Annotated in this window: 19 protein-coding genes; 11 read left to right on the top strand and 8 right to left on the bottom strand. The window is 64.9% G+C overall.

All coding sequences use genetic code 11. From position 1 onward, the window contains the following. Window positions 1–80: 80 nt before the first annotated feature. From QCE62_RS27685 to QCE62_RS27675, 3 genes are read right to left on the bottom strand one after another with little or no spacing between them, the layout of a single operon-like run. Complete coding sequence (locus QCE62_RS27685; RefSeq protein ID WP_309819098.1) at window positions 81–1,022, bottom strand: diguanylate cyclase; 942 nt, start codon at window positions 1,020–1,022, stop codon at window positions 81–83. Window positions 1,023–1,040: 18 nt separating this feature from the next. Next, complete coding sequence (locus tag QCE62_RS27680; protein ID WP_309927472.1) at window positions 1,041–1,661, bottom strand: chemotaxis protein CheC; 621 nt, start codon at window positions 1,659–1,661, stop codon at window positions 1,041–1,043. Window positions 1,662–1,680: 19 nt separating this feature from the next. After that, window positions 1,681–2,049 (bottom strand): response regulator, encoded by a 369-nt coding sequence (locus tag QCE62_RS27675; protein ID WP_309819094.1) that lies wholly within the window; start codon window positions 2,047–2,049, stop codon window positions 1,681–1,683. Window positions 2,050–2,853: 804 nt separating this feature from the next. Here QCE62_RS27675 and QCE62_RS27670 point away from each other — a divergent pair. Continuing rightward, complete coding sequence (locus QCE62_RS27670) at window positions 2,854–5,130, top strand: response regulator (protein WP_309925478.1); 2,277 nt, start codon at window positions 2,854–2,856, stop codon at window positions 5,128–5,130. Between the two features lie 178 nt (window positions 5,131–5,308). Continuing rightward, entirely contained in the window at window positions 5,309–6,643 is a 1,335-nt protein-coding gene (locus tag QCE62_RS27665; protein ID WP_309925476.1) for a hypothetical protein, read from the top strand. Window positions 6,644–6,725: 82 nt separating this feature from the next. Here QCE62_RS27665 and QCE62_RS27660 read toward each other — a convergent pair whose 3' ends face one another. Continuing rightward, window positions 6,726–7,280 carry an NADPH-dependent FMN reductase gene (locus QCE62_RS27660; protein WP_309925474.1) on the bottom strand — a complete coding sequence of 185 codons (555 nt, stop codon included), beginning with the start codon at window positions 7,278–7,280 and terminating at the stop codon, window positions 6,726–6,728. A 725-nt stretch (window positions 7,281–8,005) separates the two neighbouring features. Between QCE62_RS27660 and QCE62_RS27655 the strand changes: the two genes are divergently transcribed. Further along, window positions 8,006–8,257 (top strand): DUF4148 domain-containing protein, encoded by a 252-nt coding sequence (locus QCE62_RS27655; protein WP_309925472.1) that lies wholly within the window; start codon window positions 8,006–8,008, stop codon window positions 8,255–8,257. A gap of 123 nt (window positions 8,258–8,380) precedes the next feature. On the opposite strand, the gene QCE62_RS27650 is transcribed toward QCE62_RS27655, so the two are convergent. After that, window positions 8,381–9,313, bottom strand: coding sequence for an AEC family transporter (locus QCE62_RS27650; RefSeq protein ID WP_309925470.1), 933 nt, complete (start codon window positions 9,311–9,313; stop codon window positions 8,381–8,383). Between the two features lie 535 nt (window positions 9,314–9,848). On the opposite strand from QCE62_RS27650, the gene QCE62_RS27645 reads away from it, so the two are divergent. Continuing rightward, window positions 9,849–10,412, top strand: a complete 564-nt coding sequence (locus QCE62_RS27645) for a lipocalin family protein (protein WP_404987498.1) — start codon at window positions 9,849–9,851, stop codon at window positions 10,410–10,412. Window positions 10,413–10,423: 11 nt separating this feature from the next. On the opposite strand, the gene QCE62_RS27640 is transcribed toward QCE62_RS27645, so the two are convergent. Next, window positions 10,424–10,681, bottom strand: coding sequence for a hypothetical protein (locus QCE62_RS27640; protein ID WP_404987497.1), 258 nt, complete (start codon window positions 10,679–10,681; stop codon window positions 10,424–10,426). A 91-nt stretch (window positions 10,682–10,772) separates the two neighbouring features. After that, entirely contained in the window at window positions 10,773–12,227 is a 1,455-nt protein-coding gene (locus QCE62_RS27635; RefSeq protein WP_309927468.1) for a sigma 54-interacting transcriptional regulator, read from the bottom strand. A gap of 322 nt (window positions 12,228–12,549) precedes the next feature. On the opposite strand from QCE62_RS27635, the gene QCE62_RS27630 reads away from it, so the two are divergent. The 4 genes from QCE62_RS27630 to QCE62_RS27615 all read left to right on the top strand — a co-directional run bounded on the left by QCE62_RS27630 (window position 12,550) and on the right by QCE62_RS27615 (window position 16,903). Then, complete coding sequence (locus QCE62_RS27630) at window positions 12,550–13,950, top strand: GntP family permease (RefSeq protein WP_309925466.1); 1,401 nt, start codon at window positions 12,550–12,552, stop codon at window positions 13,948–13,950. Between the two features lie 109 nt (window positions 13,951–14,059). Further along, window positions 14,060–14,854 (top strand): 3-hydroxybutyrate dehydrogenase, encoded by a 795-nt coding sequence (locus QCE62_RS27625; RefSeq protein ID WP_309925464.1) that lies wholly within the window; start codon window positions 14,060–14,062, stop codon window positions 14,852–14,854. 165 nt (window positions 14,855–15,019) lie between these two features. Further along, the gene (locus QCE62_RS27620) at window positions 15,020–16,579 is read left to right on the top strand and encodes a methyl-accepting chemotaxis protein (protein ID WP_309925461.1); all 1,560 of its coding nucleotides are present in this window, start codon (window positions 15,020–15,022) and stop codon (window positions 16,577–16,579) included. A gap of 90 nt (window positions 16,580–16,669) precedes the next feature. Continuing rightward, a complete protein-coding gene (locus QCE62_RS27615) occupies window positions 16,670–16,903 on the top strand; it encodes a hypothetical protein (RefSeq protein ID WP_061120011.1) in 234 nt (77 codons plus the stop codon). 9 nt (window positions 16,904–16,912) lie between these two features. Here QCE62_RS27615 and QCE62_RS27610 read toward each other — a convergent pair whose 3' ends face one another. Further along, window positions 16,913–18,931, bottom strand: coding sequence for an AI-2E family transporter (locus QCE62_RS27610; protein WP_309925458.1), 2,019 nt, complete (start codon window positions 18,929–18,931; stop codon window positions 16,913–16,915). A gap of 251 nt (window positions 18,932–19,182) precedes the next feature. Here QCE62_RS27610 and QCE62_RS27605 point away from each other — a divergent pair, with 251 nt between their 5' ends. From QCE62_RS27605 to QCE62_RS27595, 3 genes are all read left to right on the top strand, one after another. Then, the gene (locus QCE62_RS27605) at window positions 19,183–19,368 is read left to right on the top strand and encodes a DUF1289 domain-containing protein (protein WP_309925456.1); all 186 of its coding nucleotides are present in this window, start codon (window positions 19,183–19,185) and stop codon (window positions 19,366–19,368) included. Between the two features lie 102 nt (window positions 19,369–19,470). After that, the gene (locus tag QCE62_RS27600; protein ID WP_309925454.1) at window positions 19,471–19,788 is read left to right on the top strand and encodes a hypothetical protein; all 318 of its coding nucleotides are present in this window, start codon (window positions 19,471–19,473) and stop codon (window positions 19,786–19,788) included. Window positions 19,789–19,951: 163 nt separating this feature from the next. Further along, window positions 19,952–20,572: a glutathione S-transferase gene (locus QCE62_RS27595; RefSeq protein ID WP_309925452.1), complete on the top strand. Its 621-nt coding sequence runs from the start codon at window positions 19,952–19,954 to the stop codon at window positions 20,570–20,572. Window positions 20,573–20,587: the final 15 nt, after the last annotated feature.

Here is a 20,587-nt window from a genome sequence, read left to right as displayed (position 1 = left end):
GCGGCTCAGAGTATATCAACAGTTTCGACGGTTGCGCCCGGGCCGCGCCGGGCGGCCGGCGCGGCGCGCGCGGCAGAGCGTCAGGCGAACCCGACCGCCCGATTGCGCCCTTCCCGTTTGGCCGTGTAGAGCGCCGCGTCGGCCTCGTTGATCAGCGCCTCGTAGGACGACGTCACGCCCGCGCGGGCACGCGCCGCCCCGACGCTCGCCGTGACCGGCACGCACGCGCCCTGCACGTCCACGGGCGTTTCGCCGATTGCGCGGCGCACCTTCTCGGCAACGATCATCGCGTCCTCGAAGTTCGTGCACGGCAGCAGCAGCGCGAATTCCTCGCCGCCGAAACGCCCGAACACGTCCTGCACGCGCACGCTCCGGGCGACGCGCTCCGCCATCACGCGCAGCACGGTATCGCCGACCAGATGGCCCAGGTCGTCGTTGATACGCTTGAAGTGATCGAGGTCGAACAGCAGCATCGACAGCTCGCCGCCGTAGCGTTGCCAACGCTGGAATTCATCGCCCAGGCGCAATTCGAAATAGCGCCGGTTCGCGATGCCCGTGAGGCCGTCGCGGTCGGCGAACTCCTGCAGCTTCGCCACGGCTTCGTCGCGGGCGCGCTGCATCATGCTCGCGTGCGTGGCGTCGGAAATCGTCACGCAGACCGCGCGCACCTCGCGCTCGTGCGTGAGCGGCATGAAGGTGCAGTCCTGCTGCATGTAGTCGACGCCGCCCGTGATGGGCCGGTCGTGATCGAACTTGAAGAGATACGGCCGCTGCTCCCACGAACTGAACGTGAAACTGCCCAGCTGGAACACGCTTTCCACCTTGCGCGTGAACCACACGCGCGGCAGTTCCGGAAAGCTCAGGAAGATGGACTTGCCGATCACCTGCTCGGCGGTCTTGCCGCTGTGATCCGCCATGAAGCGGTTCCACATCAGCACGTTGAGATCGCGGTCCAGCACGAAGATGCCGAAACCCACGCGCTCGATCACCAATTCACTCAGCACGTGTCTCAGTTCGTTCATGCCCGGATCCTGGCTCGTTCAGAGACTGGAGAGAAGCGCGTCGAGCGCTTCGTTCATGTGCGCGATGGCGTCTTCGGCCATCAGCATCACGAGATGAGCGCGGAAGCTGTGATCTTCCAGCGCGAAATTCACTTCGAGCAGCAGCGCCGTTTTCCACGCGAGCATCGCGGGCTGGAACACTTCGTCGAGCCCGATGTCTTCGCCGAGCATTCCCGGTGGCGAAAAGATGGGCGAACGCCCCAGCTGGTCGAGAATGCACGACACGCACGCGCCCATCAGCACGGTCGCCACATCGAAGACGAGTTCGGTGCGGGTGGTCGCTTCGTAGGTGGACTGCGTGTAGGGATCGTCGACGAGCGCGCACAGCTGCTCGACGCTGGCGCTCTTGCAGAGCACGATGGCCTCGCCCTTGATGTCGGAACGAAAGCCCTGGCGCACCGCCGTGACCGTATCCGTGATGCCGGTCATCTCGCTCAGCGCGGCGGACGCGTCGGCCACGCTCACCACGCGCACGCGCGGCACGGAAAGTTCGATGAACGTGCCGAGCAGCTTCGAGAGGCGCGTCGCGGCCTGGCCCATCGCCATGTTGGCGACTTCCTGGAGCGCATCGCGCTGATCTTCGTTCAGGGCTTCGCTCAGGGCTTCGTTCGGGGCGGTATCAACCATGGATGCCGTACTCCTTCAAAACGGGACGCAATGCCTCGGGCGTCACCGGCTTCGGCAGGAATGCGATCGCGCCGAGCGCGCGAACCCGCTCCTGGGCGAGCGGCTGCACATCGGCGGAGACGACGATCACAAAGGTATTCAGATCCTCGTGCTGCAGGGCGTCGAGCACCTGATAGCCGGTCATGTCGGGCATCGTCAGGTCCAGGAACATCACCGAGGCGCGGCCCGCCCGATAGTGCTCGAGCGCCTCCCGCCCATTGGTGGCGTAGGAAATCTCGACGTCCCAGTCCGGCGGCAGCGCGCGCGTCAACACCTTGCGCGCGAGCAGGGAATCATCGGCAATGACAATCGGCAACGGCATGGGCGGCGGCGTGGTTAGGCGGTTTCGGGCTGAGGACATTCATGTCGTCCGACACGGCATGCACTCGCATTTCATTACGGCATCCAGCGAGCGATCTTTAAGAAGGCACTTCATGGATTGACAGATGCGCAGGCCCTGGCGCGGCGGCCGGAGGAACGCTGTCGGCGGGAGAGGTCGTCGGCGATGAGCCAGGCGCGCCGCATATGGGCGTAAGCGCGCCAGCCGGCAGGCGTGCGCGGCGCAGCGGCCATGTGCATGGGGCGCGCGGCGGTGTGGGTCTCGAACGGCGTCATGTTGCCTGCCCCCTGCATGATCCGGCTGGTGGACGGACCGTGGCCTTTTGTCCCTCGTCTGGTCGCGTGGCTCGGCGGCTTCCGCCTTTCGAGCCCGTTGCTTCCCCCGTACGCGCCGCGAGGCTGCTTGTTCTCCGAGACGCTCTGATGGCGAATACGTCGGAGGATTGCATTGTCTGACTATCAGAATGTCAAAGCAACTCGGCGGATAGCGCGGCGAGGATTATATCGGTACAAGTTGAACTTGTATGAGATGATTCATCTCATACGGTAGTAATGACGTGAAGTTGTGACTTTTGTGTACGTTTGCGCTGCCCATAATCTCGCTAAGTTGCCGGCCGATTCATGGCTGTCGGCTTCTGACCTGTACAAGTGCGGGGCACCCGCGGCATGTTTCGTGCATGCTTCTCGTGGTTGGGCCGTCGAAACGACGGTGTGACGGCCGTTCTGCCCGCTTGCACGACACCTGGGCGCCTCTTGCCCGGGTAAAGTTTCCAACTCGCTGCCAAAAATGACGTTGCAACGTGACGAGTCCGACGCCGGACCTGCCGCCGACACGCGGCAGGACGAATCGCCGCTGCCGGCGATTCCTGAGCGCAACTTCGCCGCGCAGCGCATGACGCTGTACGCGCTGCTGGTCGCCGCCATCGTGCTGCCGTGCGTCTATGTCGCGGTCATCGCGTGGACCAGCTATCACGAGCGCGTCGCCAACGCTTCCGAACTCGTCACCCGCACCGCCCGCGTCGCCGAGGAGCACGCGCTCAAGGTATTCGACCTCAATGTCACGCTCAATGCGCGCATCGTCGATCTGCTCGACGACCTCGACGCCGGCGCCATCCGCCGCGATGGCGCCGTCCTGCATCAGCGCTTGAAAGGGATCGCCGGGGCGTATCCGCAAGTGGCCGCGGCGTCGGTGTTCGGGGCCGACGGCGCCCTGCTCGCGACCAGCCGCACGTTTCCCACGCCCGACATCTCCGTCGCGACCCGCGACGACTTCACCGGCGTGCGTGCGGGGCAGCAGCTCGCGCAGATTTCCCGCGTGATGACGGGACGCGTTGCGGGCGAACAGGTCTTCAATACGGCCGTTGCGCGCACCACGCCGGCGGGCAAGTTCGACGGCATGGTGTCGATCGCGCTGCGTCCGGCCTATTTCTCCGATTTTTATCGCGAGCTGATCGGCGAGAATCCGAGTGTGTCGCTCGGCCTCGCGCGCACGGACGGCGAAGTGCTCGCGTGGTATCCGCCGCGTCCGCCCGACCGCATGTCGCTCGCGCCCGCCTCGCCGCTGCGCGATGCCTATCGCGCGGGACTCCGCAGCGGCGTCGTGCGGATGGTGTCGGGACTCGACAACCAGCTGAAAATCGTCGCGTTCCGCCGGATCGGCAACTATCCGCTGTATGTGTCGAGCGGCTTTCCCGTCGCGACCATCTGGTCCGACTGGTACAGCCATCTCAGCGTGCTCGCGCTGTCGATCTTCGCGCCCTGCATCGTCCTGTGGGGCGTGATCGCGCAATCGCTGCGACGACTCGCCATCGAGGAGGAAGCGTGGGAACGCTGGCAGGCGGAAGCGTCGATGCGCCGCTCGATCGAATCCGCCTACCGTCAGGCGCGCAAGATGGAAGCGCTCGGCAATCTCGTCGGCAGCGTGGCGCACGACTTCAATAATCTGCTGATGATCGTCTCGACCAATGTGCAGATCGCGCGGCGGCGCGGCGCACCCGGGCTCGACCGCGAACTCACGGCCATGGAACGGGCGCTGAAGAGCGGCCAGTCGCTGACGCGGCAGTTGCTCGGCGTCGCACGCAAGCAGCCGTTGCGCAGCGAGACGATCACGCTCGGCAAATGGGTGCCGTCGGTGCGCGAGCTGCTGCGCGCCTCGCTCGGCGCGAAGGTGGCGTTGAACGTCGATGTCGCGCCGGACGTCTGGCCTGTCCGTGTCGATCCGGCCGAGCTGGAGCTGGCGCTGATCAACGTCGCGGTGAATGCGCGCGATGCCATGCCGAACGGCGGCACCTTCACCGTGCGCGCGGACAACGTGCAGTTCCGCCACGAAGACGGCTTTCCGATCACCGGCGACTTCACGCGGCTGGCGCTGGACGACACCGGCGTCGGCATGAGCGCCGAGGTGCTCGGGCGCGCGTTCGAGCCGCTCTTCACCACCAAGCCGAAGGGCATGGGCACGGGGCTCGGGCTGCCGCAGGTCTTTGCGTTTTGCGAACGCGCGGGCGGTTTGGCGACGATCGACAGCGCGATCGGCGCGGGCACGTCCGTGCGCCTGTTCCTGCCGCGCGCCGCGGCGGCCGCGCAGGGCGGGCCGGTTCCGGGACAGGCGGCGGTCGCGGCGGAAGCGGAGGGTTTGCGCGTGCTGCTGGTCGAGGACAACGAGGAGGTCGCGGCCGGCACCGAGGCGCTGCTGACGATGATGGGCCACCAGGTCACCTACGTCTTCAACGCCGATACCGCCGTGACCGTGCTCGACGCCGCGCGCACGCAGACGCCCGCTGATTTTCCCTTCGACGTCGTGCTGTCCGACATCCACATGCCGGGGCAGATGAATGGCATCGACCTGGCGGAACGGTTGCAACGTTTCGAACCGCAGCTTCCGGTGATTCTCGTCACCGGCTACGCCGAGGAACTGGACCGCGCGCGGCAGGTGGGCGCGCGCGTGCTGTCGAAGCCCTTCGACATCGCCTTGCTGGATTCGCTGCTGCGCGCGATCCGCGCCCGCACGCAGGGCGTGGATCTTTCCTCTGCCGGCGAGTGGGATGTGCGGTCCGTCGATCGTTGAAGCACGTCTCCAAAGTCGACTTTTTGCACACGACATTGTAAAAGCCGCGCCCGCTGCCAGGCGCTCGCCGGGCGGTTCTCAATGCGCAGGCATCCGGCACGCGAGTTGCGTGATCGTCTCCATGTGCGGCGGCACTCTTCCGCCGGTACGACCTTTCGCCCATCCTCAGGAGGCGCACATGCGACACACCGTTATCGGAGTTTTCGACACCTACGCGCAAGCCGAGGATGCACGCTCGGCCCTCATGACCGCCGGCTTTGCGCGCGCCGACATCGAACTCCAGGCCAATCCGAAACGCGACGACGCCGCCGCGCCCTCCGACTTGCCCGACGCCGAAACCCACGAGCAACCCGGCATGCTTGCGAGCATCGAGCGCTTTTTCAGCATGCTGTTCGGCGGCCGCGATCAGCCGCCCGAGGTGGCGCATTACTCGGAAGCCGTGCGACGCGGCGCGGTGCTGGTGGCAGTGGATACGCCCAGCGTCGAGCAGGCCGACATCGCGCGGGCGACGCTGACGGATCAGGGTGCAATCGACATCGACGAACGCGCCGCAAGCTGGACTACGCTCGAACACGGCGGGACGGATGCGCCACTACGCGCTGAAGACGAGCGCGATCACTCGGTGCTCGACGAACTTGGTCTGGGACGTGGCAGCGCCGTGCCGGGACGCGAGCCGGTGAATGATCCGAGCATGACTTGGTCGGGCGCGCGCGCCTACCCGCGCACGGATGCTTCGGATCAGGCCGCGGAACCGCTGCTGGATCCGCTCGCGGATCCTTTGGGCGACCCGCTGACGCGTCGCGACGCCGCCGCAGTGGCGCCACGCGATTACGTCAGCGATCCCGCAGACGATCCGTTGCTGGGACGTCAGGTGTCGTCGCAGACACAGAGCCAGTCGATGCGCAGCGCCACTGAGCCGCTGACCGGGACGACCGGTGGACTGGGAAGTGACTCGCTGTCCGAACGCGATGCCCTCGCTGGTCGCGATCCGCTGAGCACGACCGGCGCCGTTCCGCCGGCAACTTCGCGCGAGCCGTTGCCTGGCGTGCGCACCGACACAGGATCCGAATGGCGCTCGGTCGAGCCGTTGAGCCCGCTCGACGAACCGGCCGCGCCGTATCAAGCCGGCGCGGCGCGCGCGGTGGGATCGTCGCCGGATCCGGTCATCGCCTCGGCTGGAACGCAGGCCGCCGGCCCGGTCGGTCCGGGCGGATCGGCAGTGCCTCCGAGCGTGCCGAACGAGTACATGGAATATGAGGAGGATTTCCGCGCGGACTACGACGCGAAATACATGGCGACCGGCGAGCCGTACGAGGACTATCAGGGCGCATACCGCTATGGCGCGATGCTCGGCAACGACGATCGTTTCCGCAGCCGCGCGTGGGACGATCAGATGGAATATGAGATGCAGCGCGACTGGGAAAGCCGGCATCCGGAAGGCCACACGTGGGAGCGCTTCAAGGCCGCAGTGCGTCATGGCTGGTATCGTGTGACGGGACACCATCACGTTTGAATCCCGTTCCTGCGAAAAGACAATCGGCCCGCGCAAGCGGGCCGATTTTTTTATCCGCCGAACGGTCGGCGCGCGTCCGCCATCAAGCCGCCGCGCGCTCGCGCACCCACGCGACATACTTGTCCACGAAGCTTTGCAGATACTGGCGCGTGTCGTCCGCGAGGATTTTTCCGCTGGCATCGATGCGCTTGTCATCGTGCTTGATGTACATCTCCGGCTGGTTCATCAGCGCGATGTCGAGGTAGGCGCACACGCCGCGCAGATGCGACTGCGCGATCGCCGTGCCGATCGCCCCCACCGAGGTCCCGATGATCGCGCCCGGCTTGCCGCCCCACACGCTGTGGCCCCACGGCCGCGAGCCCCAGTCGAGCGCATTCTTCAGCACGCCGGGCATCGAGCGGTTGTATTCGGGCGTGACGATCAACAGCCCGTCGGCTTCCGCAATCCTCTGCTTGAACGCGCGCGCGGGCTCGGGGTAATCGCTGTCGTAGTCCTGGCTGTACAGCGGCAGGCTGCCGATATCGAGAAACTCGAATGAGAAATCGTCCGGTGCAAGTGATACGAGTGCGTGCGCGAGCTGCTTGTTGAACGACTCGCGCCGCAGGCTTCCTACGATCACCGCGATCTTCAAGGCCATGAGATCTCCCCGTCAAAGGATCCAAAGGTAGGTGGCACGGACCCATTCAGCGGTCCGCATGCGCGGTCGAAGATGACGCGCGCGAGCCTCATGATAGGCGGATCGCATGAAAGCTGAAAACGCCTGGATTTCGTCGTGCGCCTATTTTTGCGAAGAATTGAGCAATCCAGTTCGGACCGCATTGCGACGCGGTTCGCGCCCCTCTATCCCCATCTTTATCCACAGAAACTGTGGATAAGTTGAACGCAAGCCTACGGCGCGTTTAGTTTTGATACGCAAACGAAACAAAGCGCCTCGCGCAAACGAATCAACTGCGGATTCGATTGCGCGAATTAGACCGCTCGCCGGCTGGAGAGGACGTCGCAGCACGGGGCGGGCTGATGATCTATCCGCGCCGCAAGAATGTTGCTCGCGTGGCGTCTGCTGCTGCAAAGGCCGCCTGCGAAGCAATCAATGTGACAAAAACCGGGATCATTTGATAGGTCGAATCAAGTTTGCGTCAGGTTGCGCTTTGATGGCCGATTCAGCCCCATCTGTGAAGCTTCTGCATACAAATTCGTAAGCGACGGGTTCATCGTTACTGATGTCGCAACAATCATGGGCCAGCCATTCAATCGCATTCGACAACAATGTGTTGGCTCAATCGGTATTTTTGTCCAATAGGTTTCCTTCTAGACTTTTCCTCAAGCGTCACCCGGCGCAGGAACGGAATCAGGAGAGTTGACATGAGGAACGCCAAAACTACGTTGATCGGCGGTGTGCTGTTGTCTGCGCTGCTCGCGACGGCTCCGGCCTTCGCGCAATCGGCATACGGTGGCAAGACGCGCGCGGAAGTCAAAGCGGAACTGGCGAGCGCACGCAGCGCCGGCGATCTGGACGCCGTCAACGCCCTGAGTTATCCGCAACTGCGGCCGTATCAGGAACGCCATGCGCAGCAACTGCGCGCCGATGCGGACAACGGCCACACCACGCGCTGATCGTTCGCGCCGCATAGTCAGAGGAAGCCAGTCTGAGCCCTCCCTCCTCCACCATCGAACAGAAGGTGGTTCCGCCCGACGCACCCGCGCCGGGCGTTTTTTTGCCCGCGCTGCGGCATGGGCTTAAAGCAGCATCGTCAGACAGGCGGTCACGGTGACGAGCGAGCAGACGGTCGAGACGAGAATCGTGTTCGACGTCACGCCGCCCTCCCGCCGATAGAACTCAGCCAGCATGAACGGCCCCGTGCCGGTCGGCAGCGCGCTCAGGATCACGGCGGTCTTCGCCCACAGCGGCGGCAGATCGAACACATGAAACGCCAGCCACCACATCAGCAACGGCTGCGCGATCAGCTTGAGCATGACGAGCGCGCCGATGGTCCGCTTGTCGTGCGCGCCGGTCTTCGCGCCGAGAAACAGGCCGAGCGCCACGAGCGCACCCGGACTGGCCGCATTGCCGAGCAGTTTCAGCAATGCCTCGACGCCCTGCGGCACATGCACGCCGGCGCCACTCATCACCGCGCCCGCCAGCGGCGCGATCAGCAAGGGATTCTTCGCGAGCGACTTCGCGACATTGACGAGCGTCGCCCATGGATGCTTTTCGCGCTGGAGCCCCAGTTCGATCAGCACGATCGCGATGGCGAACAACACGCACACCGTCATGATCATCCCGATGACGGCAGGTGCAAGACTCGCGTCGCCGAATGCAAGCAGACAGAGCGGCAGCCCGATGAAGCCGCTGTTCGGATACGCCGCGTTGAGTCCGTCGATGCTCGCGTCCGCGAGCGGCCGCGCCTGAAGCAGGCGGACGACGAGTGTCGCGATGAAGATGACCGCCGAGCCGATGCCGAACGCGGCGATGAACGCGGGCTGGTCGAGCGAGGCCCATGGCGTTCTTGCCATGATGTCGAAGAGCAGCGCGGGCAGCGCGAGATAGACGACGAAGCGATTGAGTTCCGAAGCGGCCGACGGCCCCAGCTTGTTGAGTTTGCGACACGCGTAGCCGGCAAAGATCAGACCGAAGACGGGCAGGATGATGGTGAAGAGCGGCGTGAGCAAGGCGGTGACGAGCGTGTCCGGGAAGGTGCGAGAGGATACCGCGAGTCAAAAAGGTGAGACGTTGCGGGAGTGCGGCAACGGTGAGTGGCGCGGTGCCAAGGCGACTCACTCCAGCTTTATCCGTACGGATATCGAAATATTCGATCAAGCTGACTCCCATGTTTAGGTACGCAATGCAAGTCTCTGTTTCAGAACGCATTAAATTGAGCGCGGAGACCCCGGCTTCGCCGTTCGTCGTGACGATATGCAATCGGGCAAAAGGACGAGTCGACGTGCGCCAAGCGATCCATCCGGCTTGAGGTGAGGGAATTCGGGACGTCGCGAAAGGTGAGCCGCCGCGATCGTCCGAACTCCCCGAAACCGCCATTTTCCCGCACATTCAGGCGTATTCACGCTCTGCGGGAGGCGCACGGGACCTCATCAAGCGGTTTGAATCGCCTGAAAGGTGAGGATCTTCGGGAGCATCGCGATTCGGAACGAAGCTTGCTGCATCCCTGTTTTTCGAACACTTTTAACGCGTTGAAGCGACATGACAATGAAGAAAGCCTTGGCTTGGGGCGCTGCGGCGCTCGTGCTGATCGGCGGTATAGGCGCGCTGGCCGCGTGCGCATCGAACGGCGCGCGCAAGAAGGGCAACGAGCACGTTCCGGAGCCGTCGAAAGCGGTCGATCTCGATCGCTACCTGGGTCATTGGCACGAGTTCGCCCGCTATGAGAACCGCTTCGAACGTAACTGCGAAGCGGTCACGGCGAACTATGCGCGGCGCGAAGATGGCCTCGTGTCGGTCATCAACGGCTGTCGACAAGGCGGGCTTGATGGCCCCTATCGTTCCGCCGAAGGACGGGCGAAGGTCGTGCCGGGCTCGAACGGCACCAAGCTGAAGGTGTCGTTCTTCGGGCCGTTCTATGTCGGCGACTACTGGATCCTCGATCACGCCGACGACTATTCCTGGTCGATCGTCGGCGAGCCGAGCGGACGCTATCTGTGGATTCTCACGCGCGATGCGAAGCCATCGGCGGAACTGCGCCGGCTGCTGATGACGCGGACGCAGGCGCTCGGCTACGACACCACGATGCTGCGCGAGACGCAGCACGACTGAACCCTGAAGGCTTACTGGCCCGCCTTGCAGGCGACGAGCAGCGTGTTCTGATTGTTGTCGGTGGATTGATCGAGGACATCGTAACCGTTCGGACAGAGCGCCTTCGCGTTGTCGGTGCAGTTGCGCCAGCCGCCGTATCCGGGGCACTGGATCTGCTGCGTGGGACGTCCATCGGCGGAGAACAGCGGCGGCGCGCTGCTGCATCCGGCGAGCGCCCACGCACTGCCTGCGAGCATGACTGAAAGGCCGATTGCCGTGCCGATCTTCATCCCTTACCCCTTTGATTCTTGGTCGTTATTTTCGATTTCGCGAGTATGCCACGCGGAGCTTTCGCGCCCCTGTAGTTGTGCGCGGCAAGCCTCAGACAGCAATCCCCAGCGCCGCGATCTTCTTGTAGAGCGTTGCGCGCCCGATGCCGATCCGCTCCGCCGCATCCGCCACGCGTCCACCGCTCGCGCGCAGCGCATCTGACAGATAGCGGCGCTCGAAGTCCGCCATCGCGTCCGCGTGGGACAGCAGCGGCGGTTCGGGATTGTCCGTCACGGCGGGTTCTGACTGCGCCGCGAGCACCACGCGATTGGCATCGATGAACGTACTCAGCGTGCGCGCGTCAATGTGCTGCGACTCCGACAGCATCAGCGCCCGCTCAAGCGTGTTGCGCAGTTCGCGCACATTGCCGGGCCACGGATACGCCTCGAGCAGCCGCAAGCCGTCCTTGTGCAGCACGAAGTGGCCGACATGCCCCGGACGCGTATCCGCCGAGAGGTCTTCGAGAATGGCGTAGGCGAGCGCCTCGATATCGTCGAGCCGTTCACGCAGTGGCGGTGCGTGAATGGTCAATACATTCAGACGATAGAACAGGTCCGCGCGAAAGCGCCCCGCCGCGACGAGCGCGGGCAAATCCGCCGAGGTCGCCGCGATGATACGAACATCTGCCCGCACGATGCGGTTCGAGCCGAGCGGCTCGAACTCCTTGTCCTGCAGCACGCGCAGGAGCTTGCCCTGGAGCGGCAGCGGCATGTCGCCGATTTCGTCGAGAAAGAGCGTGCCGCCGTCGGCCAGTTCGAACTTGCCGATGCGTCCGCGCCGCTCCGCGCCCGTGTAGGCGCCGGCGGCCGCGCCGAAGAACTCCACTTCGAGCAGCGTGTCCGGAATCGCCGCGACGTTCACCGTGACGAGCGGCTTGCCGGCGCGCGTCGAGGCGCCGTGAATCGCGTGTGCGAGCAGTTCCTTGCCGGTGCCGGTTTCGCCTAGCAACAACACAGGCGAATCGACCAGTGCCGCGCGCCGCGCCTGCCGCTTGACTTCGAGGCTCGCCGGACTCGTGCCGACGAAACTCGAAAACGTGTACTTCGCCCGCCGCGCCTGCGCGAGCGACTGCCGCGTGGCGATCAGTTCCTGCTGCACGCGTGCATAGTGCGCGAAGAGCGGCGTGAGCGCCTTCATTTCGTCGAACAACGCAAAGCCAATCCCGCCGATGGTCGTGCCCGCCTCGTCCTTGAGCGGCAGACGGGTGACGACCAGCGGCTCACGATCGGTTTCCAGCACATCGAGCAGGATCGGCTTGCCGGTCGCAACGACTTCGCGCATCAGGCTGTTGGGGATCACGCTTTCGCAGTCGAGACCGATGGCGTCCAGCGGATCCTCGAAGCCGAAGCGCGCCGCATAGCGCTTGTTGATCCACACGACGCGTGCGTCCGCATCGACGATGAAGGTGCCTTCGCTCAGATTCTCGAAGGTCTTGAACAGCGATTCCATTGCGCGACGCATCACGGCGCTATAGTCCGCAGGGACGTTGATCCAGTCGTTGCGCATGCCGTGCATGTCTCCTCATCTCGTTTTCGAGACTGACTATCTCAATTCGGAGACTGACGCGCAATCCGCATTGACACTAGTTTCGAACGAATGAAGCTGCCTCGAATGGAAAATTGCAGCTTTCGATTCGTCCCGAATCGGAGACATCGTCCTGAAATAGCGCGCCAGCATGCTCGCCGGAAGCGCGTCCCGCCTTGCTGCGCATGATCTGGCACGAAAGCTGCATTTGCCCGCGCGGCGCGTCACCCGCGTCGAAACGGCCTCCGGCGCTTCCAGAAAAGGCGCACGGGACGTTCAAGAACAAACCATTCACGGAGACTCAATGTCGTTCCTCATCGTGCTCGCCGCCCTGGCGTTCCTGATGCTCGCCGCCTATCGCGGCTACAGCGTCATCCTGTTCGCCCCGATCGCCGCGCTCGCGGCCGTCCTGCTCACCGATCCCGCCGCCGTCGCACCCGTGTTCTCCGGCATCTTCATGGAGAAGATGGTCGGCTTCGTCAAGCTCTACTTCCCCGTGTTCCTGCTCGGCGCCGTGTTCGGCAAGGTGATCGAACTGTCGGGCTTCTCCGAGTCGATCGTCGCCGCGGCGATCCGCTATATCGGCAAGTCGCGCGTCAATGCGGTGATCGTCGCTGTGTGCGCGCTGCTCACCTATGGCGGCGTGTCGCTGTTCGTCGTCGTGTTCGCGGTCTATCCGTTCGCGGCGGAGATGTATCGCCAGAGCAATATCCCGAAGCGCCTGATGCCCGGCGCCATCGCGCTCGGCGCCTTCTCCTTCACAATGGACTCGCTGCCCGGCACGCCGCAGATCCAGAACATCATCCCGACCACCTTCTTCAAGACGACCGGCTGGGCCGCGCCCTGGCTCGGCGTGATCGGCTCGGTGTTCATCATCGTGGTGGGCCTGACGTTCCTCGAATGGCGCCGCCGCTCGGCGATGGCCAAGGGCGAAGGCTACGGCACGTCGCTCGTGAATGAACCGGAACGCGTCGAGTCGACCTCGCTGCCCAATCCGATGCTGGCCATCGCGCCGCTGATCCTCGTCGGCGTGGCCAACTTCGCGCTGACCAAGTGGATTCCCACGTGGTACGGCGCAAGCTACACGGTCGCGCCTGAGGTGCTGCCCGGCATCCACGCGCCCGTCACGACGGCGGTCAAGACCGTCGTCGCGATCTGGGCCGTCGAAGGCGCGCTGCTGCTCGGCATCGTGCTCGTGCTGCTGACCGCGTTCGGTCGGGTGAAAGAGCGTTTCGCCGTGGGCACGCGCGCGGCGGTCGCGGGCGCGCTGCTCGCCGCGATGAACACGGCCTCCGAATACGGCTTCGGCGGCGTGATCGCGGCGTTGCCGGGCTTTCTGGTCGTGTCCGATGCGCTCAAGAGCATCCCGAACCCGCTCGTCAACGCAGCGATTTCGGTGAGCGCGCTCGCGGGCATCACAGGTTCCGCGTCGGGCGGCATGAGCATCGCGCTGGCCGCGATGTCCGATACGTTCATCGCCGGCGCGCAGGCCGCGCACATTCCGCTCGAAGTGCTGCACCGCGTCGTGGCGATGGCGTCCGGCGGCATGGACACCCTGCCGCATAACGGCGCGGTCATCACACTGCTGGCGGTGACCGGACTGACGCACCGCGAGTCGTATCGCGATATCTTCGCGGTGACGATCATCAAGACGCTCGCCGTGTTCTTCGTCATCACGGTCTACTACCTGACCGGCCTCGTCTGATGCGCCGGGTTGCCGCCGCCTTACCCACGGCAACCCCAATTCACGTCGCGCACACGACGCCGCACACTTCCGCGGAAGTCCACATTCAACCGAAGGAAATTCACCGCGTATGACTCAAACCGCATCGAACACTTCGCTCGCCGGCAAGACGGCGCTGGTCACCGGCTCGACGAGCGGCATCGGTCTCGGCATCGCGACGGCGCTGGCCCACGCGGGCGCGAACCTCGTGCTCAACGGCTTCGGCGATGTCGAAGGCGCGCTCAAGCAGATCGAGGCAGCCGGCGCGAAAGCCGTGCATCACCCGGCGGACATGACCAAGCCGGACGAGATCGAAGCGATGATCGCCTTCGCGAACGACACGTTCGGCGGCCTCGACATCCTCGTGAACAACGCGGGCATTCAGCACGTGGCGACCATCGACGAGTTTCCGGTGGACCGCTGGGACGCCATCATCGCGATCAATTTGAGTTCGGCGTTCCATACGATGCGCGTCGCGCTGCCGCAGATGCGGTCGCGCAACTGGGGCCGTGTGATCAACATTGCGTCGGTGCACGGGCTGGTGGGCTCGGCGGGCAAGTCGGCCTACGTGGCTGCGAAGCACGGCATTCTCGGCCTGACCAAGGTGGCCGCGCTCGAAAACGCGCGCAGCGGCGTGACGGTCAACGCCATCTGCCCGGGTTTCGTGCTGACGCCGCTGGTGCAGAAACAGATCGACGATCTCGCCGCCCGCGAGTCGCTCTCCGCCGATGCCGCCCGCACCAAGCTGCTCGGCGACAAGCAGCCGTCGGCGCAATTCGTGACGGCACAGCAGATCGGCGACATGGCCGTATTCCTCTGTTCCGATGCCGCCAGCGAGATGCGCGGCTCGGCGCTGCAGATCGATGGCGGCTGGAGCGCGCAATAAAAAGCGCGTCGCGGCGGGCGCGCGTTATCGGCATAAAGCCCGCTGCACTTGAGCGTTTTGCTCGGATTCCCCTCAAGATTGTGGGGATATAGCCGTTATGTCCTTGTAAGTCACGGCGCGCCGCTCCCGACGAACGGCGCGCATCGAGAACGAAGCAAGGACATCATGCGCAACAATCAGCCCATTACCCAGCAAGAGTTCGAATTTCCCGCCTCGGAGATGCTCGTCTCCGCCACCGATCTCTCCGGCAACATCCAGTACTGCAATCCCGCCTTCGTTTCCGTCTCCGGCTTTTCGCGCGAAGAGCTGATTGGCGAGCCGCACAATCTGATCCGCCATCCCGACATGCCGCGCGAAGCGTTCGCCGATCTTTGGGCGACCATCCGCGCCGGACGGTCCTGGACCGCGCTGGTGAAGAATCGCCGCAAGGACGGCGATCACTACTGGGTGCGCGCGAACGTCACGCCGGTCATGGAGCACGGCAAGGTGGTCGGCTATTTGTCGGTGCGCGTGAAGCCAACGCGCGACGAAGTGCGCGAAGCCGCCACGCTGTACGCGCAACTGAAGACCGGCGATGCGTCGCACCGGCTGGTGCGTGGCGCGCTCGTGAGAAAAGGCTTCGCGGGACAGCTCGCGGCGCTCGCGAACCTGCCGGTCCGCGCGCGTCTGGGACTGGGCTTCGCGGCCATGCCCGTCGCGATGCTGCTTGCCGCGCTGGCCGGCTGGCACGGCGCGCCGCCGCTGCCCTTCTGGTACGCGCTCGGCGCGGGCGCGGTGGTCGGCCTGGCGGGCTGGCTCGCCTTGTCGCGACAGGTGGATGCGCCCGTGCGCACGATGTCCGGCTTTGCCGCGCGCATGGCCGCCGGTGATCTGACCGTCGACATGCCCGATGCCCGCCACGACGATCTCGGCGACGTCCAGCGCGCGCTCGGCCAGTTGAAGGCGAATCTCGCGGCCATCGTGTTCGACGTGCGCGGGCAGATTGGCGGCATGCTCGACGCCGCCAACGAAATTTCGAGCGGCAACACGGATCTGTCGCGCCGCACGGAGATGCAGGCGGCCTCGCTCGAACAGACCGCCGCGACGATGGACCAGCTCACCACGACCGTGCAGGGCAACGCCGACGCCACCGTGCGCGCGCTGGAACTCGTCCGCGAAGCGCAGGCCGCAGCCGACGATGGCGGACGCATCGCGAGCCAGGTCGAGCAGACGATGGCAGGCATCACGGCGGCGTCGCGGCGCATCGCGGACATCACCGACGTGATCGACGGCATCGCCTTCCAGACCAATATCCTCGCGCTGAACGCGGCCGTCGAGGCAGCGCGCGCGGGCGAGGCGGGCCGCTCGTTCGCGGTCGTCGCAACCGAGGTGCGCAATCTCGCGCAGCGCTGCGCGGCGTCGGCGAAGGAAATCGAGGGCGTGGTGGCGACGAGCGTCGCGCAGATCGCGGAAGGCACGAGCCTCGTCACGCGCACGACGAGCCAGATGCGCGCCATCGACGAGGCCGTGAACCGCGTGTCGACGATCATCATGGAAGTCGCGAAGGCCAGCGGCGAGCAGGCGGACGGCATTGCGCAGGTGAATCAGGCCGTCGCCCATCTCGACGATTCGACCCAGCAGAACGCGGCGCTCGTCGAACAGGCGGCGGCCACGGCGCAACGGCTCGCGGAGCGCGCCGTGGTGCTCGACGAAGCCGTGCGGCTCTTCACCGTCGCGCGCGTCTAAGCGGACCGCAGCCGTGGCGGGAACGCGAAACCCGCATGGCTTGGTACTATCGGAGCATTGCCGAAGCAGGACCCACGAGGAGTGTCTCCGATGACCGCAGAGAACAATCGCGCGGAAGAAGCGCGAGCGATGGAACGTATCGTCAACGCCACGCGCCAGGTGCAATCCGCCTTCCTGGCGCTGCAAACCCAGTTTCCGCCCGAAGGCGACGGCCGTCCGTCACAGATGGCGCTGCAAACCTTCGACGCCGCGCTTCAGGAACTCGAGGACGCGCAGGCCGCCTTCGACACCATGCTCAACGATCTTTTCGACGGCAACCGCTGAGCTGCGGCATCAAGCGTTGCGCAGTTCGGGCACATCCTCGCGGGCGTCGCTGGGCGCGGGCGGGCCGTTGAGCGCGGCTTCGCCATCGGCGCCGCGCAGGCCGGCCCACGGCGCGCCATCGGTGGTCTGACGGCGCGCGGCGGCCACGCACGCCTCCACCAGTTCCCGGAAAGAAACCGCCGCCGAACTCGTCCGTACCAGCACTTCGCCCTGCAGCTCGCGATCCGGAAACACCAGTCCGACAATCAGCTCCGCCACCGGCGCGCGCTGATGCAGCCGGCGCAGCAGGTTGCGCAGATATGGCGGCGATTCGGCTGCGTCGAACGACACGACGCAGATGATCATCACGCCCGACAGGTCCACTTCGCCGAAACGGCCGCGCGAGAAGCGCTCGTAGCCGGCGAGATCGGCATACAGGCCGTGCTTGCGGAACAGCTGCACGGCGATGGTCGCGGCGAGATCGTCGAGTTCGCTGCGCCCGGCGATGCACAGCACCGACGCCGTGTGCCCTTCCTTCTCCGGATCGAAACGCGCGGGCGGCATTTCTGGCCGGAGCGCGGGCCTCTCGTCGGGGGATTCGAAGCTCGCGGGCAGGTCTTCCTTTGGAATCGCGGTCACGGCCGTATCGGCGGCGTCTTCCAGACCTTCGATGATGTCGAGCGCCGATTCGTTGATCCGCCGCAACTGGTCCGCCGTCACCACGCCGCGCAGTACGTCGTTGTGCGCGTAGCGCAGGCCTTCGAGCGCGACTTCGTCGTAATACGCGATCAGCGAACGCTCCTTCAGCAGCGTTTCGGCCTGGACCAGCGCTTCGTCGGGATCGTTCGCGAGCAGGCGCTGATAAAAGTTCTCGGCGGGCGTGAGCGCGGGCCGGTCGCCGAACAGCACGTCGAGGAACTCCAGCCGGTCCACGTGACGGCCGAGAATCACGAGACAGAGCGTGAGCGGCGTCGAGAGCACGAGGCCGATCGGCCCCCAGATCCAGCTCCAGAAAATCGCCGCGACGATCACCGCGAACGGCGACAGACCGGTGCTGTGCCCGTAGAGCAGCGGCTCGACCACCTGCCCCGCGACGATGTCCGTCACGCCAAACAGCACGATGGTCCAGACGAGCATCGCCCAGCCGGGCCCGACGGCCGCCGCGAAGACCACGGCGACGATCGCCGCGATCCACGTCCCGACATACGGCACGAAGCGCAACAGCGCGGTCATCACGCCGAACAGCAGCGCGCCCGGCACGCCGATGATCGCAAGCCCGATGGAAATCACAATGCCCACGCCCATGTTGATGCCGAGCTGCGCGAGGAAATAGCGCGACAGGCGCCGCGCGGCCTCGTCCATGGCGGTGGTGGCGCGATGCAGGTCGCGCGAGCCGAACAGGCGGATCAGGCGGTCGCGCAGATCCTCACGCTGCAACAGGATGAACACCGCGACCACCAGCACGATGCCGGTGGTTTCCAGCGGACTGATGACCGGCGAGAGAAAGCGCTGCGCGAGTTCGAGCGGAGTCGGCGTCGGCTCGTGGACTTCGACGGGCATCGGCTGGTCGATGGGCGACGACGCCGGGTTGTCCTCGTTCTTCTGCTCCTGCTCACGGGCCGGCGAGATCCGCTTCAAGGCGCGTGACGCGCGGCCCAGGAACTCGTCGGCGCGGCCTACCGTGACGCGCTGGACGGCATCGACCTTGCGCTCGACGGCAACCTGGTATTTCGGCAGATCGCCGGCGAGTTGCGCCACCTGGGCGCCGATCAACGCGCCCACGGCCGTCAGCACCGACAGCGCGACCACCACCGCGACGATCACCGAAGGCACCTGGCCGAAGCGCAGGCGGCGCAGGAAATCGACGAACGGAGCGAGCAGGAAGCTCAGCAGGATGGCGAGAATGATTGGGATCATCACCGCGCGCCCGAAGTACAGCGCGCAGATCACGACGACTCCGGTAATCAGCGAGGCCAGCGCGCGCACGCCCGGCGCCTCGGGCGGCAGGATCTTGGCGGGAGGCCGGCGCGGACCGGGAGCTTGAGGCATGGAGTCGGCTCGCTTCTGGAGAGGGCTAAGGGGCACGGCCGACGTCGCTGTCCGCCTGCTTCGCATCAAGCAAGGCGCGTGCCGCTCGACGCGCCTGCGCGCGCCTGAGGTGAGACGATGCGGGAGCCGGATTTTACTTCATTCATTGCAACGGTGAGGACATGCGGGAGCGCGTCGTGCTTCCCGCAAATGAACATGCGACGGTCTTGCTGTCGCCGCTCGCATTTTGCATAACGACGAACAAGGACATCATGGCAGTCGAATCACCCTGTATCGGCATCTGCAAGTTCGATGACAAGACCGGCTTCTGCATCGGTTGCATGCGGACGAAGGACGAGTGCAAGCAGTGGAAGAAGATGAAGGACAAGCATCGCGTGCGCATCATCGACGAGCAACCGCAGCGCAAGGCCAAGCTCAAGAAACACAAGAAGAAATAAGGAACAAAGGCTGGACTGGTCGGCGGTAGGGTGATGCGGAAATGCCTGCGTCCGGAGGACTACACTGGGTATCTGTATGGCCCATCCTCACAGGAGCCTGTCATGAAAGTGAGTATTCCGCGTTGCACGTCCCTCACCTTCGCACTTGCCGCAATCCTGGCGGCGCCCGCCGCGCTCGCCCAGCTTCATCCGAGCCCGGAAACCGACATGTACGCGCCGCAGAACAGCACGAAGCTCATGCCGAATGCCCCGCTCGGCAGCCAATATCCATCCCACGGCAATGCGCAGGCCGGCGAGCTCAACCTCAATCCGTCCGATCCCCGCGCGCAACTCGTCAACGGCCTGCCGAACAATGCCAACAGCGGCGGCTATGGCTCGCCGCTCGCGGGCAATAAGGCAAACGTGCCAGCTTCGAATTAATCTTGCCGCGCGGTGAGTCTTGAAGCGTTTTACCCGTCACCATTCTCGTTTCGAGAAGAGTGATTTGAATTTCCGTCCCATTCTCCCCTTGAAGGCAAGAACCCATACTTGATTCACCGGCCGCACCCGCAACGCGGCCGACAATCAACCAGGGGATCTTGCCGTGAAGCTCTACACCTTTCCGCTGTCCGGACATGCGCACCGTGCGCAACTCATGCTCAATCTGCTGGCGATCGAGCATGACGAAGAATTCGTCGATCTCGCCAAAGGCGCCCACAAGACGCCGGACTTCCTCAAGCTGAATGTCTTCGGCCAAGTTCCTGTTCTGGTCGACGGCAAGCACGTCATCGCCGATTCGAACGCCATCCTCGTGTATCTCGCCCGCAAGTCGGTCGATACAAACTGGCTGCCGCACGATCCCGCCAAGGAAGCCGCCGTCCAGCGCTGGCTGTCGGTTGCAGCGGGGCAGATCGCCTTCGGACCCGCCGCCGCGCGTCTCGTCACCGTCTTCGGCGCCAGATTCAACACGGAAGAAGTCATCGCGCGCGCTCATTCGATCCTCGGCGTCATCGATGCCCAACTGGCCTCGCGTGACTGGATCGCGGACATCGGCAGCGCGCATCCGACCATCGCCGATGTCGCGCTGTACAGCTATATCGCGAGCGCGCCCGAAGGCAACGTCGATCTGTCGGGTTACGCGAACGTCAACGCCTGGTTGCGCCGCGTCGAGGCGCTGCCCGGTTTCGTTCCCTTCAAAAAGACAGCCGCGGGGCTCGCGGCGTAAAGTCATCCGAGGCGG

This window comes from Caballeronia sp. LZ033 (assembly GCF_031451265.1).
Lineage (GTDB): Bacteria > Pseudomonadota > Gammaproteobacteria > Burkholderiales > Burkholderiaceae > Caballeronia.
The sequence above is the reverse complement of the archived record's forward strand: the minus strand, read 5'-3'. Positions and strand labels throughout refer to the sequence as shown.

Bases quoted from the DNA above. Each gene is read 5' to 3' on its own strand.
- QCE62_RS27640 (WP_404987497.1), bottom strand. From the start codon at position 10,681: ATGAAGATCGGCACGGCAATCGGCCTTTCAGTCATGCTCGCAGGCAGT.
- QCE62_RS27665 (WP_309925476.1), top strand. From the start codon at position 5,309: ATGCGACACACCGTTATCGGAGTTTTCGACACCTACGCGCAAGCCGAG.
- QCE62_RS27630 (WP_309925466.1), top strand. From the start codon at position 12,550: ATGTCGTTCCTCATCGTGCTCGCCGCCCTGGCGTTCCTGATGCTCGCC.
- QCE62_RS27685 (WP_309819098.1), bottom strand. From the start codon at position 1,022: ATGAACGAACTGAGACACGTGCTGAGTGAATTGGTGATCGAGCGCGTG.
- QCE62_RS27635 (WP_309927468.1), bottom strand. From the start codon at position 12,227: ATGCGCAACGACTGGATCAACGTCCCTGCGGACTATAGCGCCGTGATG.
- QCE62_RS27675 (WP_309819094.1), bottom strand. From the start codon at position 2,049: ATGCCGTTGCCGATTGTCATTGCCGATGATTCCCTGCTCGCGCGCAAG.
- QCE62_RS27670 (WP_309925478.1), top strand. From the start codon at position 2,854: ATGACGTTGCAACGTGACGAGTCCGACGCCGGACCTGCCGCCGACACG.
- QCE62_RS27625 (WP_309925464.1), top strand. From the start codon at position 14,060: ATGACTCAAACCGCATCGAACACTTCGCTCGCCGGCAAGACGGCGCTG.
- QCE62_RS27610 (WP_309925458.1), bottom strand. From the start codon at position 18,931: ATGCCTCAAGCTCCCGGTCCGCGCCGGCCTCCCGCCAAGATCCTGCCG.
- QCE62_RS27620 (WP_309925461.1), top strand. From the start codon at position 15,020: ATGCGCAACAATCAGCCCATTACCCAGCAAGAGTTCGAATTTCCCGCC.
- QCE62_RS27600 (WP_309925454.1), top strand. From the start codon at position 19,471: ATGAAAGTGAGTATTCCGCGTTGCACGTCCCTCACCTTCGCACTTGCC.
- QCE62_RS27615 (WP_061120011.1), top strand. From the start codon at position 16,670: ATGACCGCAGAGAACAATCGCGCGGAAGAAGCGCGAGCGATGGAACGT.
- QCE62_RS27605 (WP_309925456.1), top strand. From the start codon at position 19,183: ATGGCAGTCGAATCACCCTGTATCGGCATCTGCAAGTTCGATGACAAG.
- QCE62_RS27645 (WP_404987498.1), top strand. From the start codon at position 9,849: ATGAAGAAAGCCTTGGCTTGGGGCGCTGCGGCGCTCGTGCTGATCGGC.
- QCE62_RS27660 (WP_309925474.1), bottom strand. From the start codon at position 7,280: ATGGCCTTGAAGATCGCGGTGATCGTAGGAAGCCTGCGGCGCGAGTCG.
- QCE62_RS27655 (WP_309925472.1), top strand. From the start codon at position 8,006: ATGAGGAACGCCAAAACTACGTTGATCGGCGGTGTGCTGTTGTCTGCG.